At 65.4% G+C, this 20,687-nt stretch carries 19 protein-coding genes; 5 read left to right on the forward strand and 14 right to left on the reverse strand.

Annotated features, from left to right (window positions below):
- Positions 1-196: 196 nt before the first annotated feature.
- Together mtnK and mtnA are read left to right on the forward strand one after the other, a co-directional pair.
- Positions 197-1,486, forward strand: coding sequence for an S-methyl-5-thioribose kinase (gene mtnK, locus QQZ18_RS15440; RefSeq protein WP_284541802.1), 1,290 nt, complete (start codon positions 197-199; stop codon positions 1,484-1,486).
- Positions 1,487-1,593: 107 nt separating this feature from the next.
- On the forward strand, positions 1,594-2,694 hold the full coding sequence (gene mtnA, locus QQZ18_RS15445; protein ID WP_284541803.1) for an S-methyl-5-thioribose-1-phosphate isomerase: 1,101 nt from the start codon (positions 1,594-1,596) through the stop codon (positions 2,692-2,694).
- A gap of 119 nt (positions 2,695-2,813) precedes the next feature.
- Here the strand turns inward: mtnA and QQZ18_RS15450 are convergent, their stop codons facing one another.
- Positions 2,814-3,833 (reverse strand): sugar-binding transcriptional regulator, encoded by a 1,020-nt coding sequence (locus tag QQZ18_RS15450; RefSeq protein ID WP_284541804.1) that lies wholly within the window; start codon positions 3,831-3,833, stop codon positions 2,814-2,816.
- Between the two features lie 144 nt (positions 3,834-3,977).
- On the opposite strand from QQZ18_RS15450, the gene QQZ18_RS15455 reads away from it, so the two are divergent.
- Entirely contained in the window at positions 3,978-4,688 is a 711-nt protein-coding gene (locus QQZ18_RS15455; protein WP_284541805.1) for a class II aldolase/adducin family protein, read from the forward strand.
- A gap of 13 nt (positions 4,689-4,701) precedes the next feature.
- Here the strand turns inward: QQZ18_RS15455 and QQZ18_RS15460 are convergent, their stop codons facing one another.
- From QQZ18_RS15460 to QQZ18_RS15520, 13 genes are all read right to left on the reverse strand, one after another.
- A complete protein-coding gene (locus QQZ18_RS15460) occupies positions 4,702-5,664 on the reverse strand; it encodes an FAD:protein FMN transferase (RefSeq protein WP_284541806.1) in 963 nt (320 codons plus the stop codon).
- A gap of 8 nt (positions 5,665-5,672) precedes the next feature.
- Positions 5,673-6,209, reverse strand: a complete 537-nt coding sequence (locus QQZ18_RS15465) for a nitrous oxide reductase accessory protein NosL (protein WP_284541807.1) — start codon at positions 6,207-6,209, stop codon at positions 5,673-5,675.
- A complete protein-coding gene (locus QQZ18_RS15470; RefSeq protein WP_284541808.1) occupies positions 6,206-7,042 on the reverse strand; it encodes an ABC transporter permease in 837 nt (278 codons plus the stop codon). Before QQZ18_RS15470 ends, QQZ18_RS15465 begins: the two co-directional genes overlap by 4 nt.
- On the reverse strand, positions 7,039-7,953 hold the full coding sequence (locus tag QQZ18_RS15475; protein WP_284541809.1) for an ABC transporter ATP-binding protein: 915 nt from the start codon (positions 7,951-7,953) through the stop codon (positions 7,039-7,041). The genes QQZ18_RS15470 and QQZ18_RS15475 overlap by 4 nt, the downstream gene beginning before the upstream one ends.
- A 1-nt stretch (position 7,954) precedes the next feature.
- Positions 7,955-9,274 carry a nitrous oxide reductase family maturation protein NosD gene (locus QQZ18_RS15480; RefSeq protein ID WP_284541810.1) on the reverse strand — a complete coding sequence of 440 codons (1,320 nt, stop codon included), beginning with the start codon at positions 9,272-9,274 and terminating at the stop codon, positions 7,955-7,957.
- Between the two features lie 8 nt (positions 9,275-9,282).
- Positions 9,283-11,196: a TAT-dependent nitrous-oxide reductase gene (gene nosZ, locus QQZ18_RS15485; protein WP_284541811.1), complete on the reverse strand. Its 1,914-nt coding sequence runs from the start codon at positions 11,194-11,196 to the stop codon at positions 9,283-9,285.
- A 23-nt stretch (positions 11,197-11,219) separates the two neighbouring features.
- Positions 11,220-13,463 carry a NosR/NirI family protein gene (locus QQZ18_RS15490; protein ID WP_284541812.1) on the reverse strand — a complete coding sequence of 748 codons (2,244 nt, stop codon included), beginning with the start codon at positions 13,461-13,463 and terminating at the stop codon, positions 11,220-11,222.
- A gap of 101 nt (positions 13,464-13,564) precedes the next feature.
- A complete protein-coding gene (locus QQZ18_RS15495; RefSeq protein WP_284541813.1) occupies positions 13,565-14,743 on the reverse strand; it encodes an NnrS family protein in 1,179 nt (392 codons plus the stop codon).
- 1 nt (position 14,744) lies between these two features.
- Complete coding sequence (locus tag QQZ18_RS15500; protein ID WP_284541814.1) at positions 14,745-15,173, reverse strand: pseudoazurin; 429 nt, start codon at positions 15,171-15,173, stop codon at positions 14,745-14,747.
- Between the two features lie 160 nt (positions 15,174-15,333).
- Positions 15,334-16,200: an energy transducer TonB family protein gene (locus tag QQZ18_RS15505; protein ID WP_284541815.1), complete on the reverse strand. Its 867-nt coding sequence runs from the start codon at positions 16,198-16,200 to the stop codon at positions 15,334-15,336.
- Between the two features lie 37 nt (positions 16,201-16,237).
- A complete protein-coding gene (exbD, locus tag QQZ18_RS15510; RefSeq protein WP_284541816.1) occupies positions 16,238-16,675 on the reverse strand; it encodes a TonB system transport protein ExbD in 438 nt (145 codons plus the stop codon).
- A 51-nt stretch (positions 16,676-16,726) separates the two neighbouring features.
- The gene (gene exbB / locus QQZ18_RS15515; protein WP_284541817.1) at positions 16,727-17,470 is read right to left on the reverse strand and encodes a tonB-system energizer ExbB; all 744 of its coding nucleotides are present in this window, start codon (positions 17,468-17,470) and stop codon (positions 16,727-16,729) included.
- Between the two features lie 4 nt (positions 17,471-17,474).
- Complete coding sequence (locus tag QQZ18_RS15520) at positions 17,475-17,927, reverse strand: Tat pathway signal protein (protein WP_284541818.1); 453 nt, start codon at positions 17,925-17,927, stop codon at positions 17,475-17,477.
- Between the two features lie 572 nt (positions 17,928-18,499).
- On the opposite strand from QQZ18_RS15520, the gene QQZ18_RS15525 reads away from it, so the two are divergent.
- Positions 18,500-19,627 (forward strand): GNAT family N-acetyltransferase, encoded by a 1,128-nt coding sequence (locus QQZ18_RS15525; RefSeq protein WP_284541819.1) that lies wholly within the window; start codon positions 18,500-18,502, stop codon positions 19,625-19,627.
- A 72-nt stretch (positions 19,628-19,699) separates the two neighbouring features.
- Positions 19,700-20,659 carry an aldo/keto reductase gene (locus tag QQZ18_RS15530; protein WP_284541820.1) on the forward strand — a complete coding sequence of 320 codons (960 nt, stop codon included), beginning with the start codon at positions 19,700-19,702 and terminating at the stop codon, positions 20,657-20,659.
- Positions 20,660-20,687: the final 28 nt, after the last annotated feature.

The raw sequence follows: 20,687 nt of genomic DNA on the forward strand, positions 1-20,687 counted from the left end.
CGCCTCCACGGATGTTTGGCAGGGGGCCTCCTCCAGACCCGATGGCGGCAACCTAGCCACTGGAATGTCAATTGTCAATCGATCTTGACAAATGACTAAAACAGCGACAATTTCTACCTCCAGCAATCTCTGCCAGCGTGAGGAGCGACGGACTGTCGCGGCAGAGGCTGAGGTAGCGAGGGATGGAGAAGACCCCATGACAGACGTTCGGAGCGCCCGCACCGGCGGCGCCGATTATCGGCCGATGACTGAAAGCACGCTGGCGCCCTATCTCGCCGGCTTCAACGACGTCGCGGTCATCCTGGGCGGCACGGCGCGGGACTGGAAGGTCTCTGAGGTTGGCGACGGCAATCTCAACCTGGTGTTCATCGTGCGCGGGCTGGAAGGAGCGCTGATCGTCAAACAGGCTCTGCCCTACGTGCGCCTCGTCGGCGATTCCTGGCCACTGCCGCTCGACCGTTCGTTCTTCGAGAGTCAGGCTTTGATCACGGAGGATGCCGCCGCGCCGGGGCTGGTGCCCAAGGTCATCCTGTTCGACGCGATGCAGGCGCTGGTGGTGATGGAGTTCCTCACGCCGCATATCATCATGCGCAAGGGACTGATCGATGGCGTCGAGTTCCCGCGTTTCGCGGCGGCGCTGTCGGAGTTCATGGCGCAGTCGCTGTTCAAGACGTCCGACCTCTACCTGCCGGCGGCCGAGAAGAAGAAGCAGATGGCGGTATTCTGCGCCAACACCGAGCTCTGCAGGATCACCGAGGATCTGGTGTTCACCGATCCCTATCGGGCTGCCAAGCTCAACCACTGGACATCGCCTCAACTCGACGACATCGCGCTGGAGTTCCGCGCCGACGGTCCGCTCAAGGCGGCGGCGCAGGCGATGAAGCTCAAGTTCCTGAGCCACGCCGAAGCGCTGGTGCACGGCGACCTGCATTCCGGCTCGATCATGGCGACCAGCACCGACGTTCGCATCATCGACCCGGAGTTCGCCTTCTTCGGACCGATGGGTTTCGACGTCGGCGCGCTGATCGGCAACATGATCCTCGCCTACCTCAGCCAGATCGGCCACGAGGATGAAAAGGGCGGACGCGACGCCTATCGCGCCTGGATCCTGAAGCAGACCGTCGACGTCTGGAACATGTTCTCGGCCCGCTTCCTCGAACTGTGGTCGACCGAAAGCAAGGGCGATGCGTTTACCGCCGAATTGTTCGCCGATGCGGAAAGCCGGGCGGCCCTTGCCGAGGAACAGGCGCGCTACATGCGTGCGCTGTTCGAAGACACGCTTGGATTTGCCGGCTGCAAGATGATCCGCCGCATCCTCGGCCTCGCCCACGTTGCCGATTTTGAGAGCATCGCCGACAAGGACCTCAGAGCGAGCGGCGAACGGCGCGCTCTGCGGCTCGGTCGCGAGCTTGTTGTCAACCGGGCCCGCTTTGCCAATATCGACGCCGTGGCAGCCGCCGTGGTTGCCGCCGATACCACCCGCTGACGGCCATCCGGCCCGACTCGAACAAACTCCCAGGGGCGGCCTTGTGCCGCCCGCCACCCACAAACTGCCAGCGCATCATGGCGCTCGGCGGCGACCGGAGGCCTTTCATGAAAATCTACGGCAAATCCATGCGGACGATCTGGGTCGCGGACGACAGCTGGGGCGTCGAGATCATCGACCAGACCAAGCTGCCGTTCGAGGTCAAGACTCGGACGCTGCGCTCCTGGCAGGAAGCGGCGACCGCCATCCGCGACATGATCGTGCGCGGCGCACCGCTGATCGGCGCCACCGGCGCCTACGGTCTGGCGCTGGCCATGCGCGAGGACTCCTCGGACGAGAACCTCGAGCGCGCCTACACCGCCCTGCTCGCGACGCGGCCGACGGCGGTCAATCTCCGCTGGGGGCTCGACGACCTCAAGGGCCGCCTCATCAAGGTTGCTCCGTCCGAGCGCATGGGCCTTGCCTATCGTCGCGCTGCGGAAATCTGCGACGAGGACGTCGAGACCTGCAAGTCGATCGGCCGGCATGGCCTTTCCATCATTCGCGAGCTCTGGGAGAAGAAGGGCAAGCCGGCGCGCTTCAACGTGCTGACCCATTGCAACGCCGGCTGGCTGGCCTGCATCGACTGGGGTACCGCCCTCGCCCCCATCTACATGGCCTTCGAGGCAGGCATTCCCATCCATGTCTGGGTCGATGAGACGCGGCCGCGCAACCAGGGCGCCAGCCTCACCGCCTTCGAACTCGGCCAGCATGGCGTCGACCATACGGTGATCGCCGACAACCAGGGGGGCCACCTGATGCAGCACGGCCTCGTCGACATGGCGATCGTCGGCACCGACCGCACAACGGCGACCGGCGACGTCTGCAACAAGATCGGCACCTACCTGAAGGCGCTCGCCGCCCACGACAACGGCGTCCCCTTCTACGTCGGCCTGCCGTTCACGACCATCGACTGGACGCTCGAAGACGGCGTCCGTGAGATCCCGATCGAGGAGCGCGACGCCCGCGAGCTCAGCCATATCACCGGCCGCACCGCCGATGGCCGGCTGGAGACGGTGGACATCCTGCCCAAGGGAAGCACAGCGCTCAACTACGGCTTCGATGTGACGCCAGCCCGTCTCGTCACGGGGCTCATCACCGAGCGCGGCGTCGCCGACGCCAGCCGCGAAGGTCTTCTCAAGCTCTACCCGGAGCAGAAGGCCAAATGACAACCCGCCCCTGCCCAGCATCGGACACCCGAGCCGGCGCAGGGGCGCGCGCCGGCTCCCCCCGGCCGGCGCACTTCCGGTTCGCCTTCGACCAGAGACCGTTCGCCCGTCTGGCCGGCCTAGAGCCGTCCGAGAATATTGCGGGCCGTCGGTTCGTCGGTGATCAGGGCGGTGACGTAGCCACCGCGCAACGCGCCGAGAATAGCGTCGGTCTTGTCGGGACCGCCGGCGGCGGCGATGCGGGTCGGCACGCTGCGGACGTCCTCGAGGGTGATGCCGATCATCCGGTCGTCCATGGTGCCGCGCAGCCAGTTGCCGTCGATGTCGTAGAAGCGGCCGGCAATGACGCCGACGGCGCCGTTGGAGATGTAGTACTTGCTTTCATCGACCGAGATCAGGCCGGAGGCGAACACCAGGCTGTTGGCCTTCACCGTGCAGACGCCGAACAGCAGCTTGTTGCAGGAGCGGATGCGGGCGAACTGCTCCTGGATGGTCGGCTCGCGCATCAGCGCATCGCGCAGCGCCGCGTTGGACAAGGCCGCCGGAGCGTGCAGGTTGATCGACCGGGCATGCAGCCGACGGGCAATGAAGGCGACGCACTCTTCCGCCGTGAAGCCGTCGTAGGCGGACCGCTGACTGCCGATCACCTGCACGACGCAACTGTCGGGCATGGCCTTTTCCGGCAGGTTTTCGGCCAGCGACAGCACGGTACGACCCCAGGCGACGCCGAGAACGTCGCCGTTCACCAGGATCTGGTCGAGATACTGGGCGCCGGCCCGGCCGATGCGCTCGCTCGGCGGGCGCACGCCACCGTCGAAGGGAATGACCATGCACTCGGTGAGGCCGAAAGCCTGCTTGAGCTGTTGGGCGAGGTCGATGGAATTCAGGAGTTCCGGCCGCACCACCACCTTGACGTAATGCAGATCCCGCGCCTGCTGCAGATAGTTCACCACCGTCGCCCGCGACACGCCCATCAGGTCGGCGATCTGGCTCTGCGTCATCTCATCGTGATGGTAGAGCCAGGACGCCCACAGGAGCGGATCGACGAGGTATTCCCCCGGCCTCGGCAGCGGCGTCCGATTGTCCCCATCGGCCGCCGACCGGTCGGCCTTATCCTTCGTCCTTGAGCGTGGCGCCATGATCTTTCCAATCCCATCGCCCGAAGCGCATCGCCCCGGATCGACAATTGACAATCTGAGTTAACATAAGCACCTACCCGCGCCAAGTGCCATTGCTCGTCTTACGTGTCCAACACGCCCTTCGCCCCTCACGAGGACCCCAGAATGCCCGCCAGCCTTTCCGCCCTCTCCCATCTCGCCCTCCGGACGGAGATTATCGCCACCTGCCGCGAAATGAACGCCTCGGGCGTCAACCAGGGCACCTCGGGCAATGTCAGCGTCCGCGTCGGCAAGGATCGCTTTCTGGTGACGCCCACCGGCATCCCCTATGCCGGCATGACCGAAGACCAGATCGTCGAGATGACGTTCGACGGGACCTACTACGGTCCCTGCCGGCCGACCAGCGAGTGGCGCTTCCACCGGGATATTCTGCTCCATCGGCAGGACATCGACACGGTGATCCACACGCATTCCATGTTTTCGACGGTCATGTCCTGCCTGCGGCGCGACATTCCGGCCGTCCACTACATGGTGGCCGCAGCCGGTGGCGAGAACATCCGCTGCGCCGACTATGCCACCTTCGGCTCGCAGGCGCTCTCCAACCACGCCCTGAAGGCGCTGGAGGGCCGCCTCGCCTGTCTGCTCGCCAACCACGGATTGATCGTGCTCGGCGCCAATCTCAAGAAGGCCTATTCGCTGCTGGTCGAGGTGGAGACCATCGCCGCCCAATACTGGCGGACGCTCGCCGTCGGCACGCCGATGATCCTCGACAGCGCCGAAATGCAGAACGTATTCGCGATGTTCAAGGTCTACGGCCGGCAGGACGTGGCAGACACCGACCTCCGCTGCGGCGGTCCGGTGGCGCCTGCCGCCTGAATCCGTAGACGGATCAGACCGGCGTCGCGTGGATCTCGACGCCGGGAAGGGTGAACCGCGACAGTTCGTCCGCCGTCATCAGCACGGCCGCCGTCGACAGGGCGTCGGCGAGCGCGGCATCCGATGCCACGACGCTGACGGCCGAGAAGGCGGACACAACCGCGCCCTTCCGGGGGTGCAGGATATGACCGATGCGGCCGCCGGCATCGAGAACGGTGCCGGCCATCATCGAGGTGGCAACGGCTCGATCCCGGACGCGAAGCGTTGCCGCCAGCGCATCGCTATCCGGACGGGCAGCGAGACCGACTTTCCAACCGGCACCGTCGCGGCCGCCGCCAAGCGCCCTGATCTCGCCGATGTCGAGCAGCACGTTGTCGAAGCCGCGCGCCTTCAGAAGATCGGCGACGCGGTCGGTGACGTAACCCTGGGCGATGCCGTTGAGCGTCATCGCCATGCCCGGACGGGAAAAGCGCACAGCATCCTCATCGAAGGCCACCTGATCGAAGCCGACCAGCACCAGCCGATCGGCAAGCTCCGGCGCAGGCAGCCCATCGCTCCTCCCACCGGCGTAATGGGCAGCGTAGGCGGCAAACAGCGGCTGAACCGTAGGATCGAACAATCCCTCGGTTTGCCGATGTGTGCTCCGCGCCAATGCCAGCAGACGAAGAAAATCGGCTTCCGGGGCATCGAGGCGGCCGCTGGCGTTCAGGCGGGACAAGGCACTGTCGGCGCGATAGAGGCTGAAGAGTCCCTCAAGGCGAGATATCTCCTGCTCCACCGCCGCGAAGGTGGCTTCGGCGAGCGCCGTATCCGCACCGATGAGCTCGATCGTGGCATGGGCACCAAGTGCCGAGCCGGACCAGCGGCGAACAGGCGCCGCGGCGAAAGCCACCGGAACGAAAGCCGTCGCCGCAAGCGTGGCTCCGATGCGGATGAAGCGGCGCCGGCCAATCGGGCGGGCGAGGAGATCTGCCATGACGAGCCTCACATCTGCATGTCGGAGTGATCGGGAGCGGCATTCGCCGGGCCGAGGTACTTGTCCGGGATGTCCGCCAGCTTGACGACCGCGCCCCCCTCGCGTGCCACGAAATCGTCGGCCGCTTTCTGACTGCCAAAGGGGATTGCCTCGGGCATGCCCATGGCGCCGGCCTGCCGGCTGCCGATGACGAACATCGCCGCGTCGGCGTCGATCCAGTTGTCACGGCCGGGTTCGGCCCAGCTCGGCGCCTTCTCCATGTCGGAGACGTAGACGGCGGTCACGTCGCCACGCTTCTCGCCGCCGCGCAAATAGGTGACGGCGTCGCTCACCTGCGAGAACCACAGGGGCTGCTCCTGTCCCTTCTCGTGGATCTGCGCCTTGGGGCCACCGTGGTCGGCAAGATACATCTGGCAGTAGTAGCCGAGCGCCTCGTCGGTCATGGATATGGCGGCAGGCTTGACCGCCGCGTCCTCTTTGCAGGCGGCGAGCGGCAGAGCCAGAGCGGCGGAGAGAACCAGAGCGGAAAGAAGACGGTTGGTCATGGGCGGATTCTCCGGGTGAGGGCCCAGGCGACGGCAAGGCTCGCGACAAGCCAAAGGACGAGCACGACAAGCGCGCTGGAAACCGGGAAGGGAAGCGTGTGGGCGAGACCGTCGAGGCCGGCGATCGGCGCGTTCGATTCGATCAACGCCAGATTGTAGAGACGGAAGGCGTCGCCCGGATTGGCGAGCACGAGCGCCGGGAACACCGTCTTGGTGAAGGCACCCCCCTGATCGACGATGACGGCGCCGAGGAGCGCCAGATCGTAGAGCACCACCAGGACCAGCCAGGCACCGATGGCGAGCGCGGCGGCGGTTCCGGTCTGGCGCGGCAGGCCGGACAGGGCCATGCCCAGGGCGATGAAGACGGCGCCCAGCAGGATGGCGGTGGAGAGAAGCCGTGCCCAAGCGATGAGGCCGGCGTCATCGGCGCCATGAACGCCGGCAATCACCGCGCCGGCGATGCCGTAGCCGATGGCGATGGCCAGCGCCAGCACGGCAAGATGGCCGCAGAACTTTGCCACCACCAGTTCGCCCCGCTTCAGCGGCGTCGCCAGCACCAGCGCCAGCGTGCCGCGCTCGATCTCGCCGGCGATGCTGTCATAGGAGACGAGCAACGCCATCAGCGGCACAAGGTAGACGGTGAGCGTCGACAGGCTCGCCGCCGTCAACGTCAGCGCGCCAGCCTTGAGGGCACCGCTCGGCCCCGAGCCGAGAAAGGCGAGTGCCAGCGCGAACAGCGTGAAGGCCAGCGTTGCCAGCAGGACCCAACGGTTGCGGAAGGCGAGGCGGAACTCGGTCGCGGCCACCGCCGCCATGCGGTCGAGACCGGTCATTGGACGGCTCCCTGAACGGTTAGGCCGGAGTAGTGACGATAGACGTCGTCGAGATCCGGCAGGGCGATGTCGATGTCGGCGACGTCGGAGCCAAGCTCGGCGAGGCGGGCCAGCGCGCCCACCTTGTCCTCGGCGCGGCAGGTGACGATCACCGACCGGCCGTTGACGCGCTCGCCGCCGAGACGGGCATGTACGGCCTCTACCCGGCCTTCCGCCGCTTCGACGCGAATGCGGATCGGCAAGCCGGCCCGGCGCGACAGGTCGGCAAGCGCCCCCTCGGCACGCAACCGTCCCTTGGCCAGGATGGCGATGCGGTCGATGCGGTTTTCGATCTCCGACAGCGAGTGAGAAGATAGCAGCACCGCCGTGCCGGCGCGGGCCGAGGCCTCCAGCACGTCATAGAACTCGCGCCGCGAAACCGGGTCGAGACCGGAGGTCGGCTCGTCCAGCAGCAAAAGACGGGGCGTCCCGATCAGCGCCTGGGCGAGGCCGAGCCGCTGGCGCATCCCCTTGGAATAGGTGCCGACCGCCCGACCGGCGGCATCGGCTATGCCGACGGTTTCCAGGAGCGGCATTGCCGCCTTCGGTGCGACGCCCTTCAGACGCGCGAAATGGGTGAGGACCTCGGCGCCGGTCAAAGCCTTCGGGAACACCACCTGCTCGGGCAGGTAGCTGACCGCGCGCCGTGCCGTGTCCGAACCGGGAGCGGCGCCGCCAATGGACAGGCGGCCGGCGGCCGGCTTCAGGAAGCCAAGAACGGTCTTGAACAAGGTCGACTTGCCGGCGCCGTTGTGGCCGAGCAGCGCCACCCGTTCGCCCGGCGCAACGCCGAGGCTGACGCCGTCGACCGCCGTCACGGCGCCGAAGCGGATCGTCAGCTCTTCGACAGAGAGAATGGTGGCATTCGTCATGTCAATTCTCCCCGACGGGAATGAAGCCGACCGCAAAAGGGGTGGCCAGCGGACGCGGCCCAGTTCCTTCGGGCGACATCAGCGGATGGCTGTCGATGACGCCGCCCGGCAGCAGGCCCGGAAAGCGCGATTGCGCCCAGCGGATCAGTTGCACCGCAGGCGCGCCGAGAAGCAGCCGGGTCATCGGCTGGCTCCAGGTCAGAATGTCCACCGTATCGTTGGGCCGGTAGGGGCTGTCGGCCATGCCGTCGCCGTCGATGTCGAAGGCCACGTGATCGGACCAGTAATTGCCGCGCTGAGCTTTTGTCTTTCCGTCCGTCTCGGGTAATCCGCTCCACTCGAGCCAGCGGGTGCCGACGTACTTCACCTGCGTGCGGTTGCCAATGACGGCATTGCCGGTCAGCACGTTCTCGGAGGCGCCGCCGGTCAGATGAACACCGATGTCGCAGCCTTCCAGCCGATTGCCTTCGAAGCGGTTGCGCGTCGCCCCGTAGACGAACAGGCATTTCTCGCCACCGTCGCGGACTTCGTTGTGTATGAGCTTCGAATCCCTGACGGAGTTGAGGAACAGACCGTGGGTGGCGTCACCCACGGAAAGGTTGTCGGTCGCCGTCACGTTGCGCGAGAACATGAAGGCGAAGCCCAGAGTGTTGCCGCGTGACAGGTTGTTCTCCAGCACGATGTCGTTGGCGTACATCGAATGGAAGGCGAAGCGCAGTTCCTGCATGCGGTTGAAACGATAGCGCGCCTTCATCGAGGTCGAGACGAAGATGCCGTCGCGGCCGCGACGGATATCGTTGTGCTCGACCAGAAGCCCCGGTGCATTCCAGACGTAGATGCCGGAGCCCATCTCGGCGCGATGGAGATCGGTGCGCCCGACGATGGTGTTGCCGCGCACCGTGGCATCGATGGCACCCTGCACGTCGACGCCGATCAGGTTCATGACGACACGGTTACCCTCGATCAGGCCGCGGCGCGTCCCTTTGGCAAGGGCGATGCCGCTGTCGAGCTGGTCGAGCCGGCGACCGGAACCGGTGATGTAGAGGCCTTTCAGGGTGACATCGTCGGCTTCTACCGCAACGACGGTGCCCTCGCCGTTGCCGACGATGCGGCTGTCCCGATCTCCGATCAGCGTCAGCGGCCGATCGATGACGACGGGGCCGTCGTACTGGTGATTGCCGAGCCGGAGGGTATCCCCCGGCGCGGCGGCTTCAATGGCCTCGCGGAGCGCGCCCGCTCCAGCGCCGACAACGATCTCGGCGGCGCCGGCGGAACCGGTGCAACTGAGAAGGACGGCAAGGAGACGGAGCGCGCGCTGCATGGCTTACCTCAGACGGCCTTCGGCTTCACCAGCATGCGGCCACGCATCTCCATGTGGAGGGCGTGACAGAACCACTGGCAGTAGTACCAATGCACGCCGGGGCGGTCGGCGGTGAAGGTCACCGATGCCGTGGCCTGCGGCGCAACTTCCATGGCGACACCGTAGTTGGAGACGGTGAAGCCGTGGGTGAGGTCGTCAACGTCGTCAAGGTTGGTGACGTAGACGGTCACCTCGTCGCCCTCGTTGACTTCGAAGCTTTCGAGACCGAAGGCCGGCGCCACCGACGTCATGTAGACGCGCACCTTGTTACCGTCGCGGATGACCGTGCTGTCGGCCTCGATGTCGACGCCATCGGCCTTGGCCTGCGCCACGGCATCGGCGAAGAACGGGTCGTCGCGCTTCCAGACCGACAGCGGGTTGACGATGTCGGCGCGCACGAGAATGCTGTCGTGCGGCTCGGCAAAGGTCGGGCTGTCATGCACCAGCTTCATCTCGTCGCCGGAGATATCGATCAGCTGCTCGTTCTCCGGCTTGAGCGGACCGACGTTGAGGTAACGGTCCTTGGAGAACTTATTCATCGACACCAGCCACTTGCCGTCGGCTTCCTTGGTTTCGCCCATGGAGGTCGAGTTGTGGCCGGGCTGATAGGCAACGTCGATCTTCTGCACGATCGGATCCACCTTCTCGCCGCCGTAGGCGCGGATGGCCTTCTCGATGTCCCACTTGACGATCTGGCTGTCGAGGAACAGCGTCGTATAGGCATTGCCGCGATTGTCGAAGGCCGTATGGAGAGGGCCGAGGCCCAGTTCCGGCTCGGCGACGACGCAGGAGCGCGGGTCGGCGTTTTCCTTGAACAGCGCGTCTACCTTGGCGACGTCGATGACCGATACCGTCGGCGACAGCTTGCCGTTGATCATGATGTACTTGCCGTCCGGCGACGCGTTGACGCCGTGCGGGCTGTTCGGAATCGGGATGTAGCGGGTGTACTTGGACTTCTTGTCCTTGCGGCCGTCGAGCACCTTGACGCCGTTCAGCTCCTGATAGTCGCCGGCAGCGACGCCCGCCTCGATCGCCTTGATGTCGAAGACGACGACATGGTCGGTCTCGTTGGCGGTCATCTCGGCGAGATTGACGCCCATTTCGGAGTTGTAGGACGTCGAGAAGACGTAGTTGCCATGATAGTCGGGGCTGGTGTTGTCGAGGTTGCCCGAGACGATGACCTGCCAGGAGACTTCCATCTTGTCGCCGTCGACGGCTGTGAAGATGTTCACGTACTGCTTGGGATCGTCGAGGATCTTGCCGTCGTTGACCAGCGGCGCCTCATGTTCGCCGTTGGCGAAGATGTAGCCGGTGCGCGGATACTTCTGCGGGCGCAGGCCGTGAATGTCGGACGCGTTGGGGATCTCGATGATCTTGTCGCAACGCATCACGTCGCAGCGCACGCGGGCGATGCGCGTGTTGGCCTTGTCGTTCATGAAAAGGTAGCGACCATCGTAGGTGCCGTCGGTGAACGACATGTGCGGATGGTGCAGGTCGCCGTTCTGGTAGGTCTTGAGGCCGCGCTTGGCCAGAAGCTCCTTGGTATCCGGCAACAGGCCTTCGGTCAGCACCTTCAGGCTTTCGTTGGTCATGCCCCAACCGGTGGCCGAGCAGCGGTTGAACACCGGCACGCGCATCATCTCGCGCATCGACGGCACGCCGAGAATGCGCAGCTCGCCGGTCTGTCCCGACGACCAGAAGCCATAGTATTCGTCGAGTTCGCCGGGCTTCACCTCGGCCTTGTTGGCGGGCTCGGCTGCCTTGCTGCCGTTGGTTGCCATCAGGCCGCCGACGGCGGTGGCCGCGACGCCCGCGAACACCGCGGTCTTGGCCGTGCCGCCCAAAAGCGACCGGCGGGACAGATTGTTCGTCTCTTCAGTCATCGTGCTCTCCTCGGTTTTCTTTCTCACGCTTGTGCCGAACCGCCCACTTCGCTCCGGATGGCAGAACTGCCGCCGGTTGCCGCTGCCCCCGTCTGGGCGAGACCGTTCTGGCGTTCGAAGCGCTCCCGCTTGCGCAGTTTGCCGATCACCACCGGGCAGCGGGTCGTGCTGCGGTAGAGCACCTGGCAGTGCAGACAGGAGACGCATTCGTTGGGGTTGATCTCACCCGTCGGGTGGATCGCCTGCACCGGACATTCATGGGCGCAGGTCTGGCAGGGATTGCCGCATTCCCGATAGCGCTTGAGCCAGCGGAACATGTGCAGCCGGGCCGGGATGGCGAGGCCGCCGCCGAGCGGACAGACGTAGCGGCAATAGAAGCGCTCGATGAACAGGCCCGGTGCGAGCATGGCGAGCGCAAACAGCACGTAGGGCCAGGGACGATCGAACTTCAGGATGATCGCCGTCTTGAAAGGCTCGACCTCGGCATAATGCTCGGCCATGTCGAGCGAATAGAAGGAGATGCCGAGAAGACCGAGGAAGATCACGTACTTGATCGGCCAGAGGCGCTCGTGCAGGCCCCAGGGCAGGCGGATCTGCGGTATGCGCATCCAGCGGGCGATCTGGTTCGACCACTCCTGCAAGGCGCCGAACGGGCAGAGCCAGCCGCAATAGGCGCCGCGTGCCCAGAACAGCAGGGCCGCCGCCACCGCGAACCACAGGATGAAGATCAGTGGATCCATCAGGAAGGTTTCCCAGCGGAAATCGCTGACCACGGCCGACAGGACGGCGAGCAGGTTGACCACCGAGAGCTGGGCGTTGGCGTACCAGCCGATGAAGACAAGCGTGAAGGCGAGGTAGCTGAGCCGGATGACCCGGAACACCCGCTCGTTCTTCGTCGCGAAGGTCTGGAAGAAGAAGATGCCGGTCAGCGCCGCCAATGCGGCGACGAGAATGGCGACCTCGGTGCGCTTGGCCTCCCAGATGCGGAGCCAGAGACGGTCACGGGCCGGTACGTCGTCGGCGGAAGCAACCTCCGCCGCGGGCGTCACGACCGGCGTGACGGTCGCCGGTTTCGGCGCCGCGACGAGGTAGCCGGATGGCAGCGCGTAGTCGACGTCATAGGTCAGGAACAGCTTGTCGATGGCGCCGACGGCGCGCGAGGCCAACAGCTGCAACCGCCAGGGCGCCGTAGCATCAAAGCCGGATGCCTTGGGAATGACGAAAAGATCCATCTCGTTGAAGGTGGGAGCATCGGCGGGCGCCATGCGGACGACACGCAAATGGTCCTTGTCGCGGAAACGGATCGTCGTCTCCCCCTGCAGCACCGTGATGCGGTCGAAGATGCCGCCGCGCACATAGCCCGAGCCCTTGAAGGACCAGTGCCCGGTACTGGCCACGAAGATCGCCTCGTCGCCTTCGCCAAGCCGGCGCATCAGGTTGGCATAGGCGGCGTCTCCAAGCAGAGTCCGGCCGATCGACGGCTGGCTGGCCAGTCCGACATAGATGTCGATGTAAGGGTCGGCATCGGCGCCAGCCTCGCGATGGGAGGCGGCACGGGGATCACCCTGCTTTTCGAAGGCGGCGTTGATCTCGGCCACCGACATGTTGAACCGGCGCACCGAGCCATCGCCGGTGAGCGTCGTCCAGTCGCTGACCGCGTCCTTGCTGCGATCCACCATCTTCAGGTCGGCAGCGGGGCCGGCGCCCGCCGCTGCAAACCCTTCGAGCCCGAGAGTGCGAGCGGCCTTCAGGCCGGACCGGCGGACCGAATCGTCGATCACCATGATGGTGACGGTGGCACCGGAGACAATGTCGAGATCATGAGCGGGGCCGTCCGCCTCGCGCTTCAGGTCGAGACCGGTGTATTTCGCGATCACCGCCGTGATCTTGGCCTCGGGAATGCCGACGAGGACGATCGGCTCGGAGTGCTTGACGAGACGGGCGCCGGTGATCACCGCGTGATCATCGACACCGACGAGAATATGAATCGGCTTGCCGGAATAGCCTGTCGCCGGCACGAAGTCGGTGTTGAGAAACACCCATCCGATGCGCTCGCCTGCCCTGAGGGCAGGAACGACAGGCATGTCGTCGCGCACGGGGCCATAGGCATCCGCCCCGGGGACCAAGTCGGAAGGGGTCGCCTTGCCAAGGAAATCGGCGAGGCCGGCTGCCTGAGACGGCATGGCGACGAGCGCCAGAACAAGTGCCAGGCAAAGGGACGTCACAAACCTGACAAGCCAGGGCGTCGCTGTATCCGTCGGTCTCATCTCGCCCCTCCCCGGAATCGCACGAATATGAACTATGCCATCATGTTTTCACGAGACGGCTTGGACCTTCGTTGCGCTGGCACAAATTCGATTGGTGTAGATCACAAGGGCCGATCGGCCCGCGGCCCGGCGAGTACGCGGGCATAACCGATGGCGAAAGCCAGAAAGGCAGCCGCCCACAACGCCCCGGCGCAACCGATAAGGTGGTAATAGGCCGCGTCCGCGTAGGGCGCCGCCACGCGCAGCAGCGCTCCGGCCGATACCAAGGCGTAGATGAAGACCTCAAGCTTGCCGGCGGAGAGCGGCCGGCCGGTATGGCCTCGGCTCACCCGCGTCATCACGCCGAGCACCGTCAGACCGACGCTGCCGGCGGTCCAAAGATGCAGAGCGGCGGCAGGATCGACCACGACGGGCCAAACAATGGCCAGCGCCTCGACGACGAAGCCGACGGCGATCGAGGCGATCGCGACGTGCAGCACCAACAGCATCGGTTCGCGTCGCGTGGCAAGCCCTCTCCAGCGAGTAAGTCTCGCGGCCGTCATCAGGCCGGCGAGCCCCAGGGCGATGGCCGTACCGATCCAGTCCGGAACGACCGTCCACGCCACGAAGGCAAGCCCCGAAACAACCATTGCGGCGGCATCGAAGCGGTTAAAAGCTGTGGGAAAGCGCGTTTCGCCCCGCGCTTTCAGCCAGTTGCGGGTGAACGCGGGCGTGATGCGTCCCCCCATCAGCAGGATGAGCATCAGCACCGCCGACAGAGCGACCCGAATGGAGACGTTGGCGAGACCGTCGAACGCTGCCTCGGCATGGAAGCCGGCATCGGCCAGCGCCAAAAGCAGCACGAGGCCGACGACTCGCAGATTCCGCCAGTTGCCGGCCAACACCACCTCGCGCCCAAGCACGGTGGCAAGTCCGAGAGGGAAGGCAAGATCGATCAGCGCCGCGGCGATCGGCCCGATCAAGGCCGACACGGACACGGCGATCCGTCCCGCCAGCCAAACCAACGCCAGCATGGCGAGGGGGCGGCCGGTTATGGTCGGCCGGCCGGTCCAGCTCGACACGGCGGTGAGCGTGAAGCCGGCGATGATCGGCGGCACGCCACCGAACAGCATGGCGTGGATATGCCAGTCACGCGGGGCGAAGGCGGTGGGCAGCTCGACATGCCCCATGTAGAGGGGCACCCACATGAGGATCGAGCCCGCCATCCATAGCGCCGCCAGCATGAAGAATGGCCGGAAGGCACCCGAAAGCAGGTGCCAACGCCCCGCGGTGCTGGTCATGTCAGAGGCTGCCGAGCAGTTCGGTGAACAGCTTGCCAGCCTTGCCAGGGTTCTTGGCCTGCTTGGCCGCTTCGAGGTTCGACGAGGGATCGCCCACGACGACGACGCCAACCATGCCCATGACGTAATGCGGCTTGCACTTGACGCCATAGACGCCCGGCTGGGTAAAGGTCACGGTAAGGTCCTTGCCGATCTTGCCCTCGAAAGGCTGGGCGCCTTCGGGCAGCATGCCCGGAACGCTCTGGGCATCATGTCCGGGATCTGTGGCGACGAAGGTCACGGTATCGCCCGGCTGAACCTTCACGAGGTCCGGCTCGAACACCATCATGCCCTTGGCGCCCTTGTTGAGCATCTTCACCTGAATGTCCGCAGCATTGGCGGGCAGGACTGCGATCGCGATGGCAGCGGCGGCGAGGAGGAGAGTTTTCATTTTTTCAGCCTCGTTTGTGGATTCTGATGTTCATATTACGGGTTTTTACCCCGCCGAACATTGCGAAAACGCAAACTTCAGACCCAAGGTTTGATTGTTCTCACAAATCGTCACCGAGGCATCGAAGGCCGCGTCCGCCCGAGCCCTGGCCTGCCGGCTGTCAATCCCTCTTGAACTCGATCGGAACCGACACCTTGAAAGGCACATCGAGTGAGTGGGGAACGGGCGGGAAGGCGCCGACACGGCGAATGAGACGTTCGGCGGCGGCTGTGACGGCGGGAGCCCCTCCCACGGAAAGACCAATGATGGAGCCATCGCGGCCAATGGACAGCGACACCGTCGCCCGACCAATGGCGCCATCGGCGTCGCTCGCGCGGCGCTTGCCGACGATTGCCCGCCGGACCGAGCTGCGATAGGCGGCGAGCGCATCGACAGTCTCTCGCCCCGCTCCGGCACCGGCTGCCTGGGCGTCGGCCGGTGGCGTCGGTTTCGCTTCCGGCTGCATCTTGGGCGCCGGCTTCCTGCGCTCGGGCTTTTTCTGTTCGGGCTTGGGCTTGACCTCGGCCGTCTCGACCATCTCCGGCGGAGGGCTCGGTGGCAGCGGCACGGCCACCTCCGACGGCGGCAGCATGTCCGGCTTGGGCAGAGGCGCATCGACCGGCTCGGGCGGCGCTTCGACCAGATCCTCGACCGGTTCTACCGTCTCGATCTCATCTGGAACAGGAAGCGCCTCGGCTGGCTCCGGCTCGGGCGCGAGGTCGACGACGTCCTCAACGGGAACCTCGGCCACCTCCTCGACGGCCGCCTGCTCGACGCTTTCGAGCGGCGGCAACTCCGGTTCCGGTGGCAGGTCGATCATCACCACGGCCTCCGGCGCAGCCACCGCCGCCGAAGGACCATCAGTGGGAACGAGCCACCAGAGCGCCGTGCCGTGCAACGCCAGACCGACCGCACCGGCCAGCGACCAGCGGGCAAGCCCCGATCGTCGAGACAACAGGTTGGCCATCGTTCCTGAAGGAATGCCCATCGGATCGGTTCGGTCTCTCGGCGTCTTGAAAAACGGCTCAGCCGCCGGCCGGAACGGGACTTGCGACCCGCTCGATGCCGACCAGCGCCACCTTGAGGTAGCCGGCCGCCCTCAGAAGGTTCATCGCCTCCGTCAGGTCGCCATAGGCCACCGTCTTGTCGGCACGGAGGAAAATGCGCTCGGCTTTGTCGCCGCCCGTCGCCTCGTCGAGACGGCTTGCCAGCGCCTCGCGCGCAACCTTGTCCTCGCCGACGCTGATCGTCAGATCCTCGCCCACCGTCACGTAGAGCGGCTTGTCAGGGCGCGGAGCGGCCGCGGCCGTCGAACCTGGCAGATCGACCGGCACATCGACGGTCGCGAGCGGCGCCGCCACCATGAAGATGATCAGCAGCACCAGCATGACGTCGATGAAGGGCGTCACATTGATTTCGTGGTTCTCGGAAAGCTCGGTTCCGTCATCGAGCCGGGCAGCCATGGCGGGTTCTCCTTCAGGGGCCGGGCCGACGAAGCCGGCCGTATCTTCGCGTCATCGGGCAAGCAGACGGGCGTCGAGCCGGCCGGTTTCGAGATCGCGCGACAAGGTGCGGATGAGGCCTTCGGAAAGGTCGGTCATCTCGGCGCGGTAGGCGGTGGTCCGTCGGGCGAGGTGGTTGTAGACCACCACCGCTGGTATGGCCGCGACAAGGCCGGTGGCGGTGGCGAGCAGTGCCTCGGCGATGCCCGGCGCCACCACAGCGAGATTGGTCGTCTGGCTTTCGGAGATGCCGACGAAGGCATTCATGATGCCCCAGACCGTACCGAACAGGCCGACGAAGGGCGCCGTCGAACCGATGGTGGCGAGAAGGCCGGTACCGGCCATCGCCCTGCGACCGGCAGCCGCTTCAAAACGGGCCAGGCGCGAACGCACCCGCTCGACGAGGCCGCCGGCAACCGGGCCGCTACCGGTCGTTCCCGTTTGATCGATCTCCTCGCCGACCTCGGCCAGCATCAGGGCGAGCGGTCGCGGCAGGCGAGTATGACGGACGAGACCGGCAATGCCGGCCTCGCCGGCAACCACCGCGATGCCGCGCCGGGCCGCCCGGCCGAGGGCCGAGAGCTCCAGCACCTTGCCGACCAGGATCACCCAGGTGACCAGCGAGGCGGCGATCAGGCCGACCATCACCGCCTTGACCACCAGATCGGCGGCCATGAACATGCCGAAGGGCGTCAGATCGTGCGGCAGGGCAACGGCGGCCGCACCGGCTGCGGCGAGAGTGTCGGGGTTCATCATTGCCTCACTTGTCGAAGGGGGCGGCGACGCGCGAACGCGGCTCCACGAGGTCAAGGCAGGCATCGGCTGCGATCCCCTCCGCCTCGCAGGCCAGCACATCGTTGATCAGCAGCCGGCCGACGCCGTCGCAGGCAAGGCCCTTGAGGTCAAACGTCTTGACCACAGTTCGGCCCGCCTTGAGCGGTCCGGCGTCGACCCCGACCCGCTTGGTGACGATGCCGGCGGCGTCGAACACGACGAGATCGAGTTTCAGGGCAGCGAAAGCCGACTGGGTGCCGTTCTTCTCCACCAGTGTCACGCGGCAATCGTCGGCCACGGCATCCAGCCGGTTCAGCTCCAACGAGAAGGTGCCCGCCGAAGAGGACTGCGCAAACGCCGGGCCGGCGGCAGTTGCCAAGGTCGCGGCCAACAGGAAAGCAAGCGAGCGCCGGACGGGCGCGTGAACGGAATCGGTCATCGAACTGGCCCCTGAACTCTGCGGTACGGACAGGCTTCCATCAACTTCGGCATGAGTCCCACATGCATGTTTGGCGGAGCCCGGACTATGGCCCCACACTCATCGGCACCGATGTCCGCCAAGGGCGACCACCGGCCGAACTGCCCGAGGACAGACATCGGCACTTATTGCAAACGCCTCTCAATGTCAGTGCTATTTCAAACCTGTCGGTATTCAAACCTATAAACTTGATTTGTGCACTCATCTTTTAACGCCGGTTCGCCGAGCTGGCAATCCGGCGGAAAGCAAGGCGCTGGCGACCAATTCTCGGCCGCAGTGATTATCCCAGGACCACCGTGCGAGACCGGCATCGTCGGCCTCGTGAGCGTCAGGAGAGATCGGCAGACCACTGCTGTCACCACGCCATCCCTCAGCCTCTGTCGGCCATCGCCCTGATCGCGCCGCACGGGCCGCCTGATCTCGGACGGCCGGCGGCCTTGCCAGCACATGACGGCCTGCGCGACGCATGACAGCGTGGCCGCTGAGATCGGTTGTCGCTATAGTGGCGGCATCCGGGGTAGGCAGAGGTCGCAATGGCGCGTTCAGGGGGCAGTTGGCTCGTCGAGGTCCATGACAATATCGATGGTCTCGAAGCCGAATGGTCGACATTGGTCGGCCAGCACAATGCAACGCCGTTCCAGAGTTACGGCTTCATGCATCTCTTCATTCGGCAGCTTCTGGCCAACGGCGCCGATGCGCCGGTGGTGGCTTTGGTGCGATCGCTAGACCGCCGCCCTGTCGCCCTCTTCGTAATGCTGCGATCGCGCCAGTTCGGACTGCGCTGGCTTCGGACAGATGCCAGACCGATCGATTTTTGCTCGCCGGTTTTCGACAGCTCGCTCGCTCAGGACGACCTTCACGACATCGTTCAGGCGGTGCTCGTCGCGATTCCCGGCGTCGACCTGCTCTATTGCAACCGTATGCCCGAGCGATTCGAGGGAGGGCTGAACCCGTTCGTTCGCCTATCCAACGCGGCGCGCCTTCGGCTTTCGGCGTGGAAGATCGAACTGGCCGGCCGCAGTGCCCAGGACCTTGCTGCGGCCCGTCCGGCCAAGTTTCGGGCCAATTTGCGCCGCAGCACGAAAAATCTTGCCCAGGCGCATCGACGAGACTTTTCGCTGGCCATGGGAAGCGAGATAAACAGCGCCGACATTGCCGCGTTCAGGGACCTGAGAACGACCAGTACCGAGGAAAAGGGGCGCAAGGACATCCTGTCCCAGGACGAATGGTCCAACATTTATCTCAGCCTTCTCAATGGCCAAGGCGGAACTTGCCAGGGTTGGCTGTCAAAGCTGGAGGCCGACGGCGAACCGATCGCCTATCTGTTCGGCATCTGCGTGGGACGGTGCATCGTGGCGACGCTTACAGCCTCCAAGCTCGGCCCGTGGAAGCATTACTCGCCCGGGCTCCAGCTGTTTTCCGAGACCATCGAGCATTTCCGTGCTGCCGGCTACGACTGCTTCGACCTGTCCATTGGCGACATGGACTACAAGCGCCGTTTCGGCTGCGAGGAAATCCCGCTTCACGATGCGCTCTTCCCCAAGACCCTCGCAGGTCGAGCCTACTATCTTTTTTGGCGGCTCAAGGTGGCGGTCCGCGCCCGCCTGAAGCCTCTTGCCGAAGCGCGCGTCAGCAAAGACAAGGGCGCCAAGTCTGCTTGACCGACCTCGCGGGTCGGTTGGCGAACCAGCCGTCGCACCGACCGGCGGCGGCTTCATCGGAGATCTCGTGCGATGCGAACGATCGTCATTCCGGGGACGGATATCAGGACGTCACCGATCGGCCTGGGTTGCGCGTCGCTCGGATCGCGCATATCGCCGACGCTGGGCCGGCGCATGCTGGAGGCGGCGTTCGAAGGCGGCGTCACCTGGTACGACGTCGCTCCATCCTATGGCGCCGGCCGGGCCGAGGAGATCCTGGCGCCCTTCGTCGCCGCCCACCGCGACGATCTGTTTCTCTGCTCCAAGGCCGGGCTTGTGCCGCCCAAGAACAACGGACTGATGCGGCTCGCCTACGATCTCGGCCGCCCCCTGGTCTCGGTAGCGCGTGGGCTGTCGCGCCGCTTCCGATCGATCAAAGCGACGCGAAACCGGCGCGTCGCACTCAGCGGCGAGTTCCTTGAAGCTTCCATCGCCTCGTCGCTGAAGCGATTGCGCACCGACCATCTCGACGTCTTTGCGCTGCACGACCCCGACCCGGCCGATCTCGACCGCGACGACGTCATCCGCGCCCTGGAACGGATCCTGGCGCGCGGCGACGCGTGTCACATATCGATGGCCGGATCCCTCAACGCGGCGCTTTCGGCGGTGGCTCTCCCGGTGTTCACTTTCTTCCAGATCGCCGACGACCCGGACGGGCGGCAGTTGCCGGCCCTCAACGAGGCGCTGGACCGGCCAGCCGGCCGCATCATCCATTCGGTGTTTGGCGTCGGCGGCGCCAGAGACAGAATGATAAACCGGCTTAGGAAATATCCGGCGCTGGCGGCAGAGGCCACCGCTGCCGGCTATGGCGAGCGACCGGAGGAGATTGCAACGACGCTTCTCATGCGACGGGCCTTCGCGGTCAATCCGGAAGGCGTGGTGCTATCCTCGATGTTTTCGGCCGGCCATCTCGCCCACAATCTTCGGCTCGCCTCCGAGCCACCCGACCCTGCCGCCCCGCAACTGGCAGAGAGAATCCTGTCCGCCCCTTGACGCCGCCCGTCCGGCCGCAGATAGCTTG

The organism is Pleomorphomonas sp. T1.2MG-36, assembly GCF_950100655.1.
Taxonomy (GTDB): domain Bacteria; phylum Pseudomonadota; class Alphaproteobacteria; order Rhizobiales; family Pleomorphomonadaceae; genus Pleomorphomonas.